Here is a 17,500-nt window from a genome sequence, read left to right on the forward strand (position 1 = left end):
GGGGCTGCCTTACCCGGCGCCCGGCCCCCACAGCGCTTCGTCCAGGTCCGGTGCGGGTTTGACCCGGCGCACGCGGCCGTTCTCTACCCGCACGCCCTCGGCGCGCAGGCGCTGGGACTGTTCGCGGAAACCGCGCGACCCTTCCGGGAATGCGATGCGGCCGTCGGAACGGAGCACCCGATACCAGGGCAGGTCGGGTTCGTCGTGGTTGCCCAGAACGCGCGCCACCAGCCGCGCCCGGCCAGGCAATCCTGCTCGCTGGGCCACCTCGCCGTAACCGGCCACCTGCCCGCGCGGGATGGCGCGTATCGCGGCCAGGATGCGTTGTTCGGAAGACTTGGCGGTCATTGGGGATTAGCATAGCGGTCCCGATGTACCGGAGCACGTCCATGCAGAACTTCGAGCAAATCCGCGGCCATCTGCATACCGCAGGTTACAAGGTAACCATGCAGGAGCCTTACGTGGCCTGCGTGGAGCTGTCGCTGGGCAACGGCCGCCGCCACCAGCAGATTTTTCTTTCCGAACTGGGCAATGACGACGAACGCAGCTACCTGCGCGCCAGCACGGTCATCGCGCCGATTACCGGCATCGATGCGCGCCGTGCGCTGACGTTCAACTGGCAAAGCAGCGTCGGCTACCTGGCCATCGGCGACCTGGACGGCGTGCCCTACCTGCAGCTATGCGAAAACCGCCCCTATGACGGCCTGACCCCGGCCGAGATAGACCGTCTGGTGCTTGAAATCGGCGGCCTGGGCGACAGCATGGAACGCGCGCTGTCGGCCGAGGGCGATTTGCTGTGAGGCTGGAAATAGGGAACCGGGAATAGAAAATCGTCAAAACGCGCAAGCGGATGTCTTCTGCGCTTTTACGATTCCCGATTTTCCATTCCCTATTCTCGCGTTACGCCCAACCAAGCGCCTCCAGCAGGCGCAACAGGCCATAGGCGATGCCGCCGGCCGCGGGAATGGTCAGGATCCAGGCCCAGATGATGCGTTCCACCACGCTGAATTTCAGCGCGCGCGGATTCTTGGCAAAGCCCACGCCCATGATGGCGGTGGAGATGCTGTGCGTGGTCGAGACCGGCATGCCGAAATGCGCCGCCACGGTCAGGATGGTGGCAGAACTGGTTTCTGCCGCAAAACCGTTGATCGGATGCAGTTTGACCATCTTGTGGCCGAGGGTCTTGATGATCTTCCAACCGCCCGAAGCGGTGCCCAGCGCCATCACGATTGCGCAGGTGATGATGATCCACAGCGCGATGTCCTGCTCGCTGTTGCCCGGATGCAGGAACGCCAGCCAGCCGGGCAGATCGTCCAGCGCTCCGCTGGCTTCTGCGCCGAACAGGGTCAGCGCAATGATGCCCATGGTCTTCTGCGCATCGTTGTGGCCATGCGCGTAACCCATGTAGGCCGCCGACAGAATCTGCGCCTTGCCGAAGAACGTATTGACCCAGCGCGGACGCGCCATCCGCGCCAGTACGCCGCCGGCCCGGCTCATCACGCTGATCAGCGCCCACAGCAGCAGCATCACCGCAATGCCAAGCAGGAAGCCGGCAATCGGCGAGCTGATCATCGGCAGCACCACCTTCCACAGGACACCCTTGTTCTTGGTCCAGTCGCCTACCGTTTCCGACCAGATCAACGCGCCCCAGTCGTTGTGCGCCGCCGCCAGCGCAGCCCCGCAGAGCCCGCCGATCAGCGCATGCGAGGAAGACGACGGCAGTCCCTTCCACCAGGTGATCAGATTCCAGGCGATGCCGCCCAGCAAGGCGCACAGGATCACCTGCGAAGTCACTTCGACCACGTTGGTGTCGACCAGGCCGGAGGCAATGGTCTTGGCCACCGCGGTGCCGGTCAGCGCGCCGATCAGGTTCATGCCCGCGGCCAGCATCACCGCCTGTCCGGGCGACAGCACCTTGGTCGCGACCACGGTGGCGATGGAGTTGGCGGTGTCGTGAAAGCCGTTGATGAACTCGAAGACGAGCGCGGCGAAGATGACGACCAGGACCAGGGTCAGCATGCAGCCGTCCTCAACTGTTCTTGAGCACGATCTGGTAGGCCACCACGCCCGCTTCGCGGCAGCGGTCGATGGCCTTTTCCAGGATCTCGAAGAACTCCTTGAGCAGGAACATCTGCAGGTTGTCCAGGCGCCCGGAATAGATGTCGCGGTAAAGCTCCAGCATCAGCCGGTCGGCCTCGTTCTCCAGCGCGCGCAGCTTCTCGTTCAACGCGGTCATCCGGTCGATGTTCATCTTCTTCAGCTCGTGGACCATGTCCACGACCACCGCCGCCGCCTGCTCCAACATCGCCGCGCGCGGGGCGAAATCGATGCCGTGCAGATGCTGCAGGGCCAGCGAATAGCGGTCGGCGAACTTCTCGACCTGCTTGGGAATCTTGTACAGCGCCGAACCCAGCGACTCGATGTCCTCGCGCTCGATCGGGGTGATGAAGCTGTCCACCAGCGCCTGTCCGATCTTCTCCGAGGCGGTGCGCTCCCGCAGCCGCGCCAGCTTGAAGGCATCCAGCGCCGGCTGGCGGTCGCTTTCCTTCATCATGGCGTGCAGCGCCTGGGTACTGTCGTAGGCGGCCTTGGCGGCCTCATCCAGCAAGGTGTAGAACTGCTGGCCGGAACCGAAAATCGTCTGCAGCGAAAACATCGGGGGCATCCCACCGTCTCGGGGCGGACGGCTTCAGGGTGCGAATTATGACGGTTTTGTGACCGCTGGCGACAGTTCCTTTCCCCTCCGGGCGCCCCCGGGTACGCGGCCGGCCCGGCAAACAGCCCGCTGCTGCACGCCGGCGGGGCGGTTTGCTACACTGCGCCGGCGCCTCCCGGGGCGCACCCTATGGATGACGACTCTCCCGCCCCCGCGCACTGTCGCCTGAGACACGTCCGCACGCCTGCCCTGCCCCCACCTTGCCGGGGTATTTGGCGTGCTTGAACTGTTGCTGGTCCTGGCCCTGATTCTGCTCAACGGCTTCTTCGCCATGTCGGAGATGTCGGTGATGACCGCGCGCAAGAGCCGGCTGCGGCAGATGGCGCAAACCAGTCTGCGCGCCCGCCGCGCGCTGGAACTGGCGGAAAAGCCCGAGAACTTCCTGTCCACCGTACAGATAGGCATCACCCTGATCGGCGTGCTGACCGGCCTGCTGGGCGGCGAGGCGATTGGCCTGCGAATTGCCAATTGGCTGCAGGGAGTGTTTCCTGCGCTGTCGGCAACCTTCGAGTTGATCGGCGAGCCACAACCCTACTCGGTCGCCATCGGTAAAACGCTGGCAGTTGCGCTGATCACATACCTGACGCTGATTTTCGGTGAGCTGGTACCCAAGCGCTTCGCTATCACCCGCTCTGAAGGCATCGCCGGCTATGTCGCCTTGCCGATGGGCGTGCTGGCCAAGGTAGCCGCTCCGGCCGTCACACTGCTATCGGCCAGCACGCGGCTGGTACTGCGTCTGCTGGGCATAGGCAAGGACGAAGGCGGCGCCATCACCGAAGAGGAAATCCGCATGCTGGTGGCAGAAGGCCACGAGCAGGGGGTCATCGACGTCGACGAGCGCAACATGATGAACCGCGTGCTGCGGCTGGGCGATCGCACCGCCGACAGCATGATGACCCCGCGCAAACGCGTGGTCTGGCTGGACGCGGCAGCCAGCTACGAGGAGAACATCGCGATCATGCGCGAATCGCAGTTCTCGCGCTTTCCGGTCTACCGCGGCAGCGATGCCGACGTGATCGGCGTGCTGGAGGTCAAATCGCTGCTGGACCGGTTTGCCGACCCCAACCCGGAAATCTTCCGCTACCTGCGCGAACCGCTGTTCGTTTCCGAATCCACCCACGCGATGAAACTGCTGGAAATCTTCCGCGAGGAACAGCAATCGCTGGCGCTGGTGGTGGACGAATACGGCGAGATTCAGGGACTGGTGACGCTCAGCGATCTGATGGGTGCGGTCATCGGGCGCCTGCAGGCCGCCGAAAACAGCGAGGACACGCCGCTGGTGGTGACCCGCGAGGACGGCTCGCTGCTGGTCGATGGTTCGCTGCCCAACGACGACCTGCGCGAGCTGCTGGGCGGCGCGCAGCTACCCGACGATGAGGAATACAACACCGTCGCCGGGCTGATGATCGAGCGCTTCGGCCGCATTCCGCATGTGGGCGAACACTTCGAATGGGCCGGCTGGCGCTTCGAGGTGGTCGACCTGGATGGCGCCCGTATCGACAAGCTGCTGCTGCAGCGGCTGGCGGAAAAAGAAGGCGATGACGCCGCCGCCTGACTGCGCGCATGACGCTTCGCAGCGGGTTACCAGCATCCGCCAGCTGCTGGACGATTTTGCCCTTGGCGATCCCGATGATGTGCTGCGCCTGGGCGATCTGCTGTCCGGTTTCGGTCCCAGCGCGTTCGGCATGCTGCTGTTGCTCGGGGTGCTGCCGGCGTTCATTCCGATCCCCGGCGTCGGCGGCGCCATCGGCGGGCCGCTGATCATCCTGGTCGGGGTGCAGCTGCTGCTGGGTCTGGGCAGGGTGTGGCTGCCAGGCTTCGTGGCCCGCCGCGGCCCGCATCGCAGCGCATTGATGACCTTCCGCCGGCGCCTGTCGCCGTGGCTTGCGCGGCTAGAGAAGCTGGTGCGTCCGCGCCTGCACACCGTGCTGGATCATCGCCTGGCGCTGTCGTTCACCGGCCTGCTGCTGGTGCTGCTGGGCTTGCTGCTGGCATTGCCGATTCCGCTGACCAACTATCTCTTTGGCGCGCTGCTGCTGATGTTCGCGCTGGCGCTGCTGGAGCGCGACGGCGCGCTGATGCTGGTGGCCTGGGTTTGCGGCGGCAGCGCGGTGGTCGTGTTCGGCTTCCTGTCCGGGCACCTGATCGCCGCGGCAACCCATCTGGCGGCCCGCTGGTTCTAGGTGACCAGTTGGGCGAACTCGGCGGCGGTGACCGGGTAGCCCAGCCAGTAGCCCTGGGCCAGATCGCAGCCGCGCTCGCGCAGGATGTTGAACTGGCCTTCCTTCTCCACCCCCTCGGCCACCACGGTAATGCCCAGCGAATGCGCCATCGCGATGATGGCGGTGGTCAGCGCCAGATCGTCCGGGTCGCGCAGCATGTCGGCGATGAAGCTGCGATCGATCTTGACCCCGTCCACCGGCACCCGGCGCAGATGGCTCAGGCCGGAAAAACCGGTGCCGAAATCATCCAGCCAGACCTTCACGCCGCTGCGGTGCAGGGTGGCCAGCAAAGCGCTGGCGTGGGCCTCGTCGCTGATCACGGCGGTCTCGGTCAGTTCCAGGTGCAGGCGCGAAGCGGCCAGCCCGGTTTCGCGCAGGCACTCGGCCACCATTTCCGGCAGATCCCCGCTGCGCAGCTGGCGCGGCGACACGTTGACCGATACGAACAGCTGATCCAGCGGGTCGCTCCCGATGCTCCAGCGCGCCGCCGCCGCGCACGCAGCGCGCAGTACGCGCGGACCGATCGCCTCGATCAGCCCGCTCTGTTCGGCCACGTCGATGAACACCGAAGGCGCCACCATGCCCATTTCCGGGTGCTGCCAGCGCAGCAGCGCCTCGGCGCCGACGATGCGGCTGTCGGACAGCCGGAACACCGGCTGGTAGACCAGGCTCAACTCGCCGCGTTCCCAGGCGCCGCGCAGTTCCTGTTCCAGCCGCACCCGCCGCTCGACTGCCTGATCCATGGCCCGGCTGTAGAAGCGGTAGCAGTTCTTGCCCGCCACCTTGGCCTGGTACATGGCGATGTCGCCGTTCTTCATCAGCGCGGTGGCGCCGGAAGCGTCTTCGGGAAACAACGTGATACCGATCGAGGTGCCCAGGAATACCTGCCGGTCCTGCACGGCGATCGGCCGCCCCAGTTCGGCCACCAGCCGTTCCGACAGGCGGGTGGCGGCCGCGCGCACGTCGCCGTCCTGGATCAGGATGACGAACTCGTCGCCGCCGAAGCGCGCCAGCAGCGCGTCGTCGCCGCCCATCGCCTCGACCGCATCGCGGATGCGGTTGGCGAACTGCTGCAGCACTTCGTCGCCGGCCTCATGGCCCAGGGTGTCGTTGACGCGCTTGAAATCGTCGATGTCGGCGAACAGCAAGGCCAGCTGCCTGCCCGCCCCGCGCAGCATCATCAGGCGGTGGTCCAGGCTCTCGCGGAACGCCAGCCGGTTGGTCAGGCCGGTCAGCGAGTCGGTGTAGGCCATGCGGCGCACGTCGCGATCATGGCGGGCGATGCTGTCGCTCATGCTGCTGAACGCGCGCACCAGTTCGCCCACCTCGTCCTGCCGTTCGCTGACCATGCGCTCGCTGTTGTAGTCGCCCACTTCGATGGCGTGCGCGGCATTGGCCAGTTGCCGGATCGGCCGCACCAGCGTGCGCTGCACATAGCCGATGATCGCCACGCAGGTCCCCACCAGCGCCAGCAGCAGCAACAGCACCCAGAACAGGTGCCTGGCGTTCAACTCATCCAGGCGCTTTCGCGCGGCGCTCACCGCCTGGTTCTCGTAGCTGCGGACCGAGGCAATCGAGTAACCCACGCGCACGCCGCCAAGGCGCTGGTTGCCGACCAGGATCGGCCCGGAAACATCGACGATCTGCGGCGACCACTGGATGTGCTGCTCGCGTGCCGCAATCGCCTCGTAGGCAAGCGGGTCGGTCATCGCCTGCCCATAGACGGCAATCTCGTCGCTGCCGTCGTGGATGATCCGGCCTTCCGGGTCGTACACCAGCACGTAGCTGACGTCCGGCTCCTTCTGCGCGCTGCGGACGATCCTGCCCACCATGTCCAGATCGAAGTAGTACAGCGGATTGGTGAGCGCATCGGACAGCTGCGCCACCGTGGCCTGGCCATGCCGGCGCAGGCTCTGCTCGACCATTCCGTGCATCGCATCGCGGCCGAGTTCGGCCACCTCCTGCTGCATGACCTTCTGCCGGTGCAGCAACAGCAGCAGCAACGCCAGCACCACCGCCAGCATGACCGCCACCGCCAGCACGAAACGGGCCTGCAGTCCGAAGCGCAGCTTCTTCATTCCAGTTGCTCGCGCACGCGCGCGACTCCTTGCCGCAGGCGATCCAGCGCCCGCTGCGATTCGCGGTCGATGGGAACGAAGCCGGTGGTGCGGAAAAACAGCTGCAGCGCCTCGCGCGCATCGGGATCCGCGGCCGCCTCCAGCAGCACCTCGCGCAGGCGCGCCTCGATCTTCGGGTCCAGGTCGCGGCGCACCATCTCCAGCGCACGCGGGTAGTCCTGGGTCTGGTGGATGACCCGGAAATCGTTGCGAAAGGCCGGCGGCAGCCGGCGCACGTCATCCCAGTCCTGGCTGCTGACCACGCCGGCATCGACCAGCCGCTTGTGCACCCAGACGGCGATGTTCAGCTCGGTGCGCGCAAACACGTAGCCGACCGAGTCCAGCGCGGGGCGGTCCATCGGCGAAAGCAGGATTTCCAGCCGCTGGCCGGCCTCGAGCAGTTCCGCCGCCGGCGCGAAATAGGCGCTGGTGGAAGCGGTGTTCTGGAACGCGACGGTGCGCCCTTCCAGGTCCGCCAGCGTTTCCAGCCCGCTGTCGCGGCGGACGAAAAACACGCCCCGGTAACGGCTGACGCCGCCGCGTTCGGTCAGCAGCAGCGGCCTGGCGCCGGCGCGCTCCTGCAGGCGCATCGCGGTACCTGCGGTTTCCGTGACCCAGTCGACGCGGCCGCGGCGCAGGTAGCTGGTCATCTGCTGGGCGTCGCTGGCCATCAGGATGCGGCCCTCGGTGATGCCGACCTCGCGCATCCGCGGCACCACATAGTCCAGCAGCGGCTTGAGCTGTTCGTAATGGGCCTTGGGATCGTCGCTGATACGGCCCAGCACCAGCACCTGGCCATCATCGCCGGCCCGTGCGGGGGCGATGCTTGCGGGTGTTGTGGCTGCGCCGATCAAAACCAGGGCCAGACCGAACCAGGTTGTACGCAACGATGGGAACCCGCGTAGAGACTGCGGGGAGACTAGCCGAAAACGCGACCTCGGGACAGTGATTCAGTTTTCCCCGGCGCGCGCCAGCCGGGCCATGCGCTGGGCATCGGACAGGATGCCGCGCAACAGCCGCACCTCCTGTTCGTTCAGGTCCGCGCGCAGGAACAACCGCCGCAGCTTGCGCATCGCCGAATCCGGCGCCCGGCCCTTGTGGAAATCCACATCGTCCAGCGTATCGCCCAGCTGCGCGAAGAATCCCTCCAGCTGCGCGTGGCTGGCCGGCCCTTCGCGGCCGGGTCCGGCGGCGGCAGTGGCAGTGGCGGCGGCCGGTGCCAGCGCCAGCAACGCCAGCCGCAGCTCATAGGCCAGCACCTGCACCGCCGCGGCCAGATTCAGCGAGCTGTAGTCCGGGTTGGCCGGGATATGCACCGAGGCATGGCATAGCTGCAGTTCCTCGTTGCTCAGGCCAGTGCGTTCGCGGCCGAACACCAGCGCCACCCCGCCCTCGCCGGCCCTGGCCACGGCCCGCTCCGCGGCCTGGCGCGGCATCAGTTCCTCCAGCGCGACCCGGCGGCTGCGGGCGGTGCAGCCCAGTACGAAGCGGCAATCGGCTACCGCCTCGGCCAGGGTGGCGACCACGGCCGCGTCGGCCAACAGGTCGTCGGCGCCGGCGGCGCGGCGGAAAGCTTCGTCGGACGGATAGTTTTCCGGCGCCACCAGCACCAGCCGGGACAGTCCCATGGTCTTCAGCGCGCGCGCCGCGGCGCCGATGTTGCCGGGGTGCTGGGTGCCCACCAGAACGATGCGGATCCGCCCGGCATGGGCGTCGAAAGGATTTTCGGAGGTCTTCATGGGTGCAAATGGTAAACTGCGCAGGCCGGCCATCGCGCCGCGCTGCTCTTTCCCACCCGTTAGCCCCTTAATCGCCTGTCCGAGGTCCGTAAGCCATGCTCAATCCCGTCGTCACCGTCATGGTCAAGGCCGCTCGGGTGGGTGGCAACGTACTGCTGAGGAACATCAACAAGCTCGACAGCCTCAACGTGGTCCAGAAGGAGCGCATGGACTACGCCAGCGAAGTGGATGCCGATGCCGAGAAGGCCATCGTCAAGGAACTGCGCCGGGCCTACCCGGACTACAGCGTGATTGGCGAAGAAGGCGGCAGCCAGGTGGGCAAGAACGGCCGCTACAGCTGGGTCATCGATCCGCTGGACGGCACCAGCAACTACCTGCGCGGCTTTCCGCACTACTGCGTGTCGCTGGCGCTGGTCGACAACGGCGAGCCGACCGATGCGGTCATCTTCGACCCGTTGCGCAACGAGCTGTTCACCGCCAGCCGCGGCGCCGGGGCCCAGCTCAACGAGCGCCGCATCCGCGTGACCGATCGCAAGGAACTGGCCGGCGCGGTGATCAGCACCGGCTTTCCGCCGCGCGAACGCGCCCGCGCCGGGGCGCAACTCGAATGCGTGCGCGAGCTGCTGGTCCATGCCGAGGATGTGCGCCGGACCGGTTCGGCCGCGCTGGACCTGGCCTATGTGGCCTGCGGCCGTGCGGACGCCTACTTCGAAGCCGGGGTAAAACCCTGGGACATCGCTGCCGGCGTGCTGCTGGTGCGCGAAGCCGGCGGCCGCGTCTGCGACTACCGCGGCGCCAGCATCGCCCGCATGGACGACAAGCTGGCGGTGACCCGCCAGATCGTCGCCGGCAACATCCGCGTCTGCGACGCGGTGCAGAAGACCATCGTCTCCTCCGGCTACGCCGCTACGTTCAACTGAGTCCCCAGTCTGTACGTTCCGAATGCTGTGGGAGCGATGTCAGTCGCGACCGCGCCCCGATAGCCATTCGGTGCCAACAATGAAGAACGCGCCGCAGCGCGCCAGGATGGCGAAGAGGCAGTTTCACCCGCTCTTTCAGCGCGCGTTCGCGACTGACGTCGCTCCTACGTGGAGCTGACATCCAACAAAAAGGCCGCGCGATGCGCGGCCTTTTTGATCGACGTTGACGGCGGGAACCGCTTTACCGATTCCCGGCCTTTGCGGCCTTACGGCCGCCGTGCCAGCGCCTCTTCGTCGCGGGCCTTGGGCATCAGGTCCTGCTTGGTGACGCTCAGGAAGCCTATCGTCAGCAGCGGACAGGCGATGAAGATCGAGGACAGCGTGCCGAATACCGCGCCGACCATCTGGGTCACCGCCAGGCCTTCCAGCGAGCCGCCGCCGTACAGGTACAGCGCCAGCACCGACAGGAAGAACACCAGCGAAGTGATGATGGTGCGCGACAGGGTCTGGTTGATCGAGCGGTTCATCACTTCCAGCGGCGGCACGCGCAGGCTGCGGAAGTTTTCGCGCACGCGGTCGAACACCACGATGGTGTCGTTGATCGAGAAGCCCATCACCGCCAGCAGGCCGGCCAGTACGGTCAGGTCGAACTCGCGCCCGGTCATCGCAATCCAGCCGGCGGCCATCAGCACGTCGAACAGCGTGGTCAGGCTGGCCACCACCGCAAACTTCCACTCGAAGCGGAAGCCGATGTAGATCAGGAAGCCGACCACCACGAAGATGGCCGCATACAGGCCGTTGAGCGCCAGTTCCTCGCCCACCTGCGGACCGACGAACTCGCTGCGCATCACCTGCGCCGGATTGTCGGCGGTGGATGCGGCCGCCCGCACTTCCTGCGCGGTGCGATCGTTGGCCTCGGTCGTCTCCGCGCCTTCTTCGCGCGGCTGCAGCCGCACCAGCAGGTCGCTGCCGCTGCCGAAGCTCTGCACCTGCGCGCTGCCGTAGCCGGCGGCATTGAGCCGCTCGCGCACGCCATCGACCTGGGCCGGCTGGGCGAAGCGCAGTTCCACCACGGTGCCGCCGGTGAAATCCAGCGCGTAATTGAAGCCCTTGACCGCAATCAGGCCGACCACGGCCAGGAACAACGCAGCCGAGATCGTCAGCGTGACCCAGCGCAGACGCATGAAGTCGAAACGGGTGTCGTTGGGGATCAGATGGATCGGGAAAAGTTTCATGGGATGTCAGGCTTCCGTCAGATCGCCAGGGTCTTGAGTTTCTTGCGGCGGCCGTAGATCAGCACGGCGATGGCGCGCGAAACGGTGATCGCGGTGAACATCGAGGCCAGAATGCCGACCATCATCGTGATCGCGAAGCCCTTCAGCGGTCCGGTGCCGAACGCGTACAGCGACAGCCCGGCCAGGATACCGGTCAGGTTGGAGTCGAAGATGGTGCCGGAGGCTTTTTCGTAGCCCTCCACGATCGCCGCCTTGACCGGCATGCCGGCGCGCAGCTCTTCGCGTATGCGTTCGTTGATCAGCACGTTGGCGTCCACCGACAGGCCGATCGACAGGGCCAGCCCGGCGAAGCCCGGCAGCGTCATCGTCGCACCGAACAGAGACAGCACCGCCGCCACGATCACCAGGTTCAACAGCAGCGCGATGCTGGTGATGACCCCGAACATCCGGTAGTACAGCAGGAAGAACACCAGCGTGAACAGGAACGCATAGACGACCGCGGTCACGCCGCGCTCGACGTTTTCCTTGCCCAGGCTGGGGCCGACCACACGCTCTTCGATGAAGTCCATCGGCGCGGCCAGCGAACCGGCGCGCAGCAGCTTGGCCAGGTTGTCGGCTTCGGTCTTCTCCAGGCCGGTGGTCTGGAAGTTCTTGCCGAACACGCCGGCGATGCGGGTCGGCGCCAGCGCTTCCTCGCGCACCTTGACCGTGCGCACTTCCTTGCCGTCCACCATCGTGACCTGCGGAATGCGTTCGATGTACACGACCGACATCAGCTTGCCGACATTGGCGCTGGTGTGCTCGAACATGCGCTGGCCGGCGATGTTGTTCAAGGTCACGTCCACCGCCGGCAAACCGTTCTGATCGGTGCCGACGCGGGCATTGACCATCTCGTCGCCGGAGGCCAGCACGCGCTTGTTCAGCAGCACCGGGCTGCGCCGGCCATTGACCTCGGAGTCGCGCAGGTAATAGACCCTGGCTTCCGGCGGGATGTTGCCGCTGGCGACCGCATCCTCGGCGTTGCCTTCGACGACCGCGCGGAACTCCAGCGTGGCGGTGGCGCCGATCAGGCGCTTGGCCTCGGCGGTGTCCTGCACGCCGGGCAGCTGCACGACCACGCGGTCGTCGCCCTGGCGCTGGATGATGGGTTCGGCCACGCCCAGTTCGTTGACGCGGTTGCGCAGGGTGGCGATGTTCTGCTCGATGGCATCGCCGGAAATCTGCGCCAGTTCGCTGTCGGGCAGACGGATGGTCAGCTGGCTGCCGACCACTTCATAGGTCAGCGTCGATGCGCCGATCATCTGCGCGCTGGCCGAGCCGGACGCGGACAGCGCAGCCGCCAGCGCCTGGCGGGCTTTTTCGCCATCGGCCGCATCGGCCAGGGTCACCTGGATGCTGTTGTCCGCGCGCCGCTCGACCGACTGGTAGCGGATGCGCTGGGTGCGCAGCGTGACCCGGGTATCTTCCACATAGGCATCCACGCGCTTGTCCAGCGCCGCCTTCTGGTCCACCTGCAGCACGAAGTGCACGCCGCCCTGCAGGTCCAGGCCCCTGACCATCGGGCGCGCGCCCAGGTCGGTCAGCCAGGCCGGCACCGTGGACGCCAGGTTCAGCGCGACCACATAGTCCTCGCCCAGCGCCTGGCGCAGGCTGTCGTTGGCGCGGGTCTGCGCATCCAGGTCCGGCAGCCGGACCAGCAGGTTGCCGTTGTCCTGCTCGACCGCCTTGGCGCTCACACCGGCAGTCTGCAACGCGGATTCCACCCGCTGCCGCAACGCGTCATCGACGGCAAAGCCGCGATTGGGCGTGATCTGGACCGAAGGATCCTGCGGATAGATGTTCGGCAACGCGTACAGCGATGCGACCGCTATTACAACCAGGATAAGAAAGTACTTCCAGCGCGGGAATTCGAGCATTGCGGCAACCCGCGCAGATCCGGGACGGATCCGCGCTCAGCAGTGTTTGGAAAGGGAAATCAGGCCGACTTCAGCGTGCCTTTCGGCAGCACGTTGCCTATGGCGGCCTTCTGCACGCGCAGACGCACGCCATCGGCCACTTCCACGGTGATGAAGCTGTCGCCGATATCGGTGACCGTGCCGGCAATGCCGCCGGAGGTGATGACTTCATCGCCCTTGGACAGCTTGTCCAGCATGGCCTTGTGTTCCTTGGCGCGCTTCATCTGCGGACGGATCATCAGGAAATACATGATGGCGATCAGGGCGACCGGCATCACCAGCATGCCCAGGCCGCCACCGGCGGGGGCGGCGCCGGCCGCTTGCGCGTGCGCCGGGGCAATCAGAAAATCGAGCAGATTCATGGATTTATCCATCTCTAGCGGAAAACAGCCGGGAATTATGCCATGCGGACCCGGTCCCCGTCCGGGCAGGATCGCCGGACCGGGACCGGATCGGCAAGCTGGCCGGTGAAAGACCGCCCGATGCCCGAATGGTTCCCGCGACGGTTTGCCGCAGGGCGGGCCGGGGCCCCGCCCTACTCAGACGCTGTTGCGGGCGGCGTAGAAGGCGGTGCGGAATTGGCCAAAGCGTCTCTGTTCGATGGCCGCGCGCATATCCGCCATCAGCTTCTGGTAATACCAGAGGTTGTGCAGCGTACCCAGCATCGGCGCCAGCATCTCGTTGCAGCGGTCCAGATGGCGCAGATACGCACGGCTGTAGCCATTGCGACAGGCGTAGCAACCGCAGCCCGGTTCGATCGGATCCAGATCCAGCTCGTACTTGGCGTTGCGGATGCGCACGGTGCCGGTGGAAGTGAAGTAATGGCCGTTGCGGGCGTTGCGGGTCGGCATCACGCAGTCGAACATGTCGACCCCGCGCGCGACCGCTTCCACCAGGTCCTCCGGCCGCCCCACCCCCATCAGATAGCGCGGCTGGTCGTGCGGCAGCAGCGGATGCACATGCTCCAGCATACGGTTGCGTTCCGCCTCGGGCTCGCCCACGGCCAGGCCGCCGATGGCATAGCCGTCGAAGCCGATTTCGCGCAAACGCGCCGCCGAACGCTCGCGCAGCGATTCGTGCACCCCGCCCTGGACGATGCCGAACAGGGCCGCGTCATTGCCCTCGTGGGCGCGTTTGCTGCGCTCGGCCCAGCGCAGGCTCAGCTCCATCGACTTGCGTGCCACCTCTTCGGTCGCAGGGTACGGCGTGCATTCGTCGAAGATCATGACGATGTCCGAATCCAGCACCCGCTGGATATGCATGCTTTCCTCGGGGCCAAGGAACACCTTGCTGCCGTCGACCGGCGAGGCGAAGGTCACGCCCTGCTCGCCGATCTTGCGCCGGTGCGCCAGCGAGAACACCTGGAAACCGCCCGAATCGGTCAGGATGGGCTTGTCCCAGCGGGCGAAGCCATGCAGACCGCCGTGCTTCTCGATGACCTCCAGGCCGGGCCGCAGGTACAGATGGAAGGTATTGCCCAGGATGATCTCCGCGCCCAGTTCCTTGATGTGCTCGGGCAGGATGCCCTTGACCGAACCGTAGGTGCCGACCGGCATGAACGCGGGCGTCTCGATCGTGCCGCGCGGAAAGGTCAGGCGGCCGCGGCGGGCGACGCCATCGGTGCCGTGCAACTGGAACTGGAGTCGGGACATGGGAACAAATCGGGCGGGCAAGCCGCTATTGTCGCGGATCTCGGCCGCGGGAGCGATGTGGACCGGCCACGCGAACGATGCGGTGCGCCTGCGGCTTACCGCATCCTACCGGATGCGCCGGTTCCAGCATCCGACGAAATGCGCCGGTTCCGGCCAACGTAGGATGCGGTGAGCAAAGCGAACCGCATCGATCGAACCTCCAGGCAGGAGCTAAAGAGTCATCCTGCATTCACCACGCGAACGATGCGGTGCGCCTGCGGCTTACCGCATCCTATTGGCGCGGGAAACGCACCGGCGCAGGGTCGGTCCAGCGCAGCCGCAGTTCCTCACCCGGTGGCGGCATTGCTTCCTCGCCCAGGTCGACTTCGATGATTTCCCCGCCCGCCAAGCGCACCTGCCCGCAGAAACCTGGCCCGCGGAACGCGCCGCTCAGCAGCTGTCCCCGTACCTGCCCCGCAGGATCCAGGCGCAGGTGCTCCGGGCGCAGCAGCACCAGCGCGTCATCGCCCTGGCCCAGCGCGGCAGCGGGCACCAGCATGCCGCGGCCGACGAATCCGGCCACAACGGGATCGATCGGATGCCGGTACAACCGCTCGGCCGTATCCCATTGCAGGATGCGGCCGCGGTCCATCACCCCGATGCGGTCGGCCATCGCGAACGCCTCGGCCTGGTCGTGGGTGACCAGCAACGCGGTGGTGCCGGTGGCCTTGAGCAGTTCGCGCAGTTCCTGCGCCAGCCGTTCGCGGGTGTGGATGTCCAGGTTGGAGAACGGTTCGTCCAACAGCAGCAATCCCGGCCGCGGCGCCAGCGCGCGCGCCAGCGCCACCCGCTGCTGCTGGCCGCCGGAGAGTTCATGCGGATAAGCCTCCGCCGCGCTTTTCAGGCCCACCAGCGCCAGCATTTCGGCAACCCGTACCGCACGCTGGCTGCGGTGCCGGCCGCGCAGGCCGAACGCCACATTGGCGGCCACGCTCAGGTGCGGGAACAACGCATAGTCCTGGAACATCATGCCCACGTTGCGGCGTTCCGGCGGCAGCTGCCGCGCGCTGTCGGCCAACACGGCGCCATCCAGCACCATGCGGCCAGCGCTCACCGGCTCGAAACCGGCGATGGCGCGCAGCACCGTGGTCTTGCCGCAGCCGGACGCGCCCAGCAGGCAGCCAATCTGGCCGGCCGATAACTGCAGCGACAGATCCTCCACCACCATTTTCAGGCCCTGCGCGCCCGGATAGCCGACATGGATACCGTCGAGCCTCAGCGTCCACTCCGTCATCGCATCTCTCCCGCGCGGCCGAACCGCAAGCCGGTACGCGCCAGCAATATCACCGGCAACAGTCCGGCCAGCACGATCAGCAAGGCCGCCACCGCGCCCTCTTCATAGGCGCCGCGGGCGGCATCGGCATACAGCCAGGTCGCCAGCGTCTCGAAACTGATCGGCCGCAGCATCAGGGTCGCCGGCAGTTCCTTCATCGCATCGACGAAAACCAGCAACGCGGCCGCGGCCAGCGACGGCCGCAGCAGCGGCAGGTGGATGCTGCGCAGCATTCCGGCCGACGTGCGCCCCAGGCTGCGCGCCGCCTGATCCAGCGACAGCGGTATCCGCGCCAGCCCGGCATCGGCGCTGCCGGCGGCAATGGCGAGAAAACGCAGCGCATAGGCGATCACCAGCGCCGCCAGCGTCCCCATCAACCACATCTGCGGCGGCGCCCCAAACCCGCGCGCCAGCAGCGACATCCCGCTGTCGAACCAGGCCAGCGGCGTCAGCAGGCCGATCGCCAGCACCGTACCCGGCACCGCATAGCCCATGCTGGCCACGCGCAGGCTGGCCGCTTCCAACCGCTCGCGGCGGCGCGCCTGCGCCAACCGCAACGCCCACGCCACCGCCAGCCCCGCCGCCAGCGTCAGCGCGGTGGCCAATGCCGCCACCAGCAGCGTGTTCCAGAGGCTGGCCAGCAGCTGCCCGGAAACGCCGCCAACGCTGCGCAGCCGGGTCAGGGTTTGCGACAGCAGGTAGACGGTGGGAACCGCGAAACCGATAACGACCGGCACCGCCGCCAGTGCCAGCGCCGCCGCCGCCGGCACGCCGCGCAGGCGCAGCGGCTGCATCGGCCGTGGACGCTGCTGCGCGGCATACCGCTGGCGGCGGCGGCCGCGGCGCTCGATCGCGATCAGCGCAACGACGATGGCCAGCATGCTCAATGCGATCTGCGCCGCGCCCGGCAGATCGCTGCGGGTGATCCAGGTCGTGTAGACCGCAACGGTCAGCGTCTGCACACCCAGGAATTCGGAAGCGCCGATGTCGTTGAGCGTCTCCAGCAACGCCAGCACCACCCCCACCGCGATCGCCGGGCGCGCCAGCGGCAGGGCGACGCGGTGGAACAGCGCAGCCCGGCTGACGCCCAGCGTACGCGCCGCCTCCAGCAGGCTGGCGGCCTGGGTCAGGAACATCGCGCGCGTACTCAGGTAGACGTACGGGTACAGCACAAAGCCCAGCAGCAGAATGCAACCGGTCAGCGAACGCACATCCGGCAGGCGCAGTCCGCGCGGATCGTCGATGCCCAGCACGGCGCGCAGCGCCGACTGCAGCGGTCCCAGCGGATGCAGCAGGTCAAGGTAGGCGTAGGCGACGATATAGGTCGGCACCGCCAGCGGCAGCAGCAGCGCCCAGGCCATCGCGCGGCGCCCGGGGAAATCGTAGGCGGTGACCAGCCAGGCGCTTCCGGTGCCCAGCGCCACCGTCAGCACGCCAACACCGGACAGCAGCAACAACGTATTGCGCGCCGCCGGCGGCAGTACGTGCACGGCGATATGCGACCACAGGCCGGCGCTGCCCTGCGCCGCTTGCCAGGCCAGCGCCAGCAGCGGCAGCGCGGCGGCGGCGGCGGCAAACAACGCCGCCGCCTGCCAGGCGCGGTCGGCACCGATACGCGCGGCGGTCATCGGA

At 66.9% G+C, this 17,500-nt stretch carries 16 protein-coding genes; 4 read left to right on the forward strand and 12 right to left on the reverse strand.

The features are described from left to right. Positions 1 to 9: 9 nt before the first annotated feature. Positions 10 to 348 carry an MGMT family protein gene (locus CRO39_RS09595; protein ID WP_097121694.1) on the reverse strand — a complete coding sequence of 113 codons (339 nt, stop codon included), beginning with the start codon at positions 346 to 348 and terminating at the stop codon, positions 10 to 12. 41 nt (positions 349 to 389) lie between these two features. Between CRO39_RS09595 and CRO39_RS09600 the strand changes: the two genes are divergently transcribed. Beyond that, complete coding sequence (locus tag CRO39_RS09600; RefSeq protein WP_097122003.1) at positions 390 to 800, forward strand: type III secretion system chaperone family protein; 411 nt, start codon at positions 390 to 392, stop codon at positions 798 to 800. A 100-nt stretch (positions 801 to 900) separates the two neighbouring features. Here CRO39_RS09600 and CRO39_RS09605 read toward each other — a convergent pair whose 3' ends face one another. Beyond that, a complete protein-coding gene (locus CRO39_RS09605; RefSeq protein WP_097121695.1) occupies positions 901 to 2,019 on the reverse strand; it encodes an inorganic phosphate transporter in 1,119 nt (372 codons plus the stop codon). A gap of 10 nt (positions 2,020 to 2,029) precedes the next feature. Further along, entirely contained in the window at positions 2,030 to 2,656 is a 627-nt protein-coding gene (locus CRO39_RS09610) for a DUF47 domain-containing protein (RefSeq protein WP_097121696.1), read from the reverse strand. Between the two features lie 277 nt (positions 2,657 to 2,933). Between CRO39_RS09610 and CRO39_RS09615 the strand changes: the two genes are divergently transcribed. After that, positions 2,934 to 4,271: a hemolysin family protein gene (locus CRO39_RS09615; protein WP_097121697.1), complete on the forward strand. Its 1,338-nt coding sequence runs from the start codon at positions 2,934 to 2,936 to the stop codon at positions 4,269 to 4,271. Continuing rightward, positions 4,255 to 4,899, forward strand: a complete 645-nt coding sequence (locus CRO39_RS09620) for an exopolysaccharide biosynthesis protein (RefSeq protein ID WP_097121698.1) — start codon at positions 4,255 to 4,257, stop codon at positions 4,897 to 4,899. Before CRO39_RS09615 ends, CRO39_RS09620 begins: the two co-directional genes overlap by 17 nt. Here CRO39_RS09620 and CRO39_RS09625 read toward each other — a convergent pair. The 3 genes from CRO39_RS09625 to CRO39_RS09635 all read right to left on the reverse strand — a co-directional run bounded on the left by CRO39_RS09625 (position 4,896) and on the right by CRO39_RS09635 (position 8,794). Further along, positions 4,896 to 7,016, reverse strand: a complete 2,121-nt coding sequence (locus CRO39_RS09625; protein WP_097121699.1) for a putative bifunctional diguanylate cyclase/phosphodiesterase — start codon at positions 7,014 to 7,016, stop codon at positions 4,896 to 4,898. The two genes, CRO39_RS09620 and CRO39_RS09625, sit on opposite strands and share 4 nt — an antisense overlap. After that, a complete protein-coding gene (locus tag CRO39_RS09630) occupies positions 7,013 to 7,942 on the reverse strand; it encodes a phosphate/phosphite/phosphonate ABC transporter substrate-binding protein (protein ID WP_425479677.1) in 930 nt (309 codons plus the stop codon). Before CRO39_RS09630 ends, CRO39_RS09625 begins: the two co-directional genes overlap by 4 nt. 63 nt (positions 7,943 to 8,005) lie before the next feature. Then, the gene (locus CRO39_RS09635) at positions 8,006 to 8,794 is read right to left on the reverse strand and encodes an RNA methyltransferase (RefSeq protein WP_097121700.1); all 789 of its coding nucleotides are present in this window, start codon (positions 8,792 to 8,794) and stop codon (positions 8,006 to 8,008) included. Positions 8,795 to 8,889: 95 nt separating this feature from the next. On the opposite strand from CRO39_RS09635, the gene CRO39_RS09640 reads away from it, so the two are divergent. After that, positions 8,890 to 9,714, forward strand: coding sequence for an inositol monophosphatase family protein (locus CRO39_RS09640; protein ID WP_097121701.1), 825 nt, complete (start codon positions 8,890 to 8,892; stop codon positions 9,712 to 9,714). A gap of 266 nt (positions 9,715 to 9,980) precedes the next feature. Here the strand turns inward: CRO39_RS09640 and secF are convergent, their stop codons facing one another. The 6 genes from secF to CRO39_RS09670 form a co-directional block, all read right to left on the reverse strand. Next, positions 9,981 to 10,949 carry a protein translocase subunit SecF gene (gene secF, locus CRO39_RS09645; RefSeq protein WP_097121702.1) on the reverse strand — a complete coding sequence of 323 codons (969 nt, stop codon included), beginning with the start codon at positions 10,947 to 10,949 and terminating at the stop codon, positions 9,981 to 9,983. Positions 10,950 to 10,966: 17 nt separating this feature from the next. After that, positions 10,967 to 12,865 carry a protein translocase subunit SecD gene (gene secD, locus CRO39_RS09650; RefSeq protein WP_097121703.1) on the reverse strand — a complete coding sequence of 633 codons (1,899 nt, stop codon included), beginning with the start codon at positions 12,863 to 12,865 and terminating at the stop codon, positions 10,967 to 10,969. 59 nt (positions 12,866 to 12,924) lie between these two features. Further along, positions 12,925 to 13,266, reverse strand: coding sequence for a preprotein translocase subunit YajC (gene yajC / locus CRO39_RS09655; protein ID WP_097121704.1), 342 nt, complete (start codon positions 13,264 to 13,266; stop codon positions 12,925 to 12,927). A gap of 177 nt (positions 13,267 to 13,443) precedes the next feature. Next, a complete protein-coding gene (tgt, locus tag CRO39_RS09660; RefSeq protein WP_097121705.1) occupies positions 13,444 to 14,556 on the reverse strand; it encodes a tRNA guanosine(34) transglycosylase Tgt in 1,113 nt (370 codons plus the stop codon). A gap of 271 nt (positions 14,557 to 14,827) precedes the next feature. Beyond that, the gene (locus CRO39_RS09665; protein WP_097121706.1) at positions 14,828 to 15,829 is read right to left on the reverse strand and encodes an ABC transporter ATP-binding protein; all 1,002 of its coding nucleotides are present in this window, start codon (positions 15,827 to 15,829) and stop codon (positions 14,828 to 14,830) included. Continuing rightward, positions 15,826 to 17,496 carry an ABC transporter permease gene (locus CRO39_RS09670; protein ID WP_097121707.1) on the reverse strand — a complete coding sequence of 557 codons (1,671 nt, stop codon included), beginning with the start codon at positions 17,494 to 17,496 and terminating at the stop codon, positions 15,826 to 15,828. The genes CRO39_RS09665 and CRO39_RS09670 overlap by 4 nt, the downstream gene beginning before the upstream one ends. Positions 17,497 to 17,500: the final 4 nt, after the last annotated feature.

Origin of the sequence: Pseudoxanthomonas wuyuanensis (genome assembly GCF_900215535.1) — a bacterium.
Classification (GTDB): Bacteria; Pseudomonadota; Gammaproteobacteria; order Xanthomonadales; family Xanthomonadaceae; genus Pseudoxanthomonas_A; species Pseudoxanthomonas_A wuyuanensis.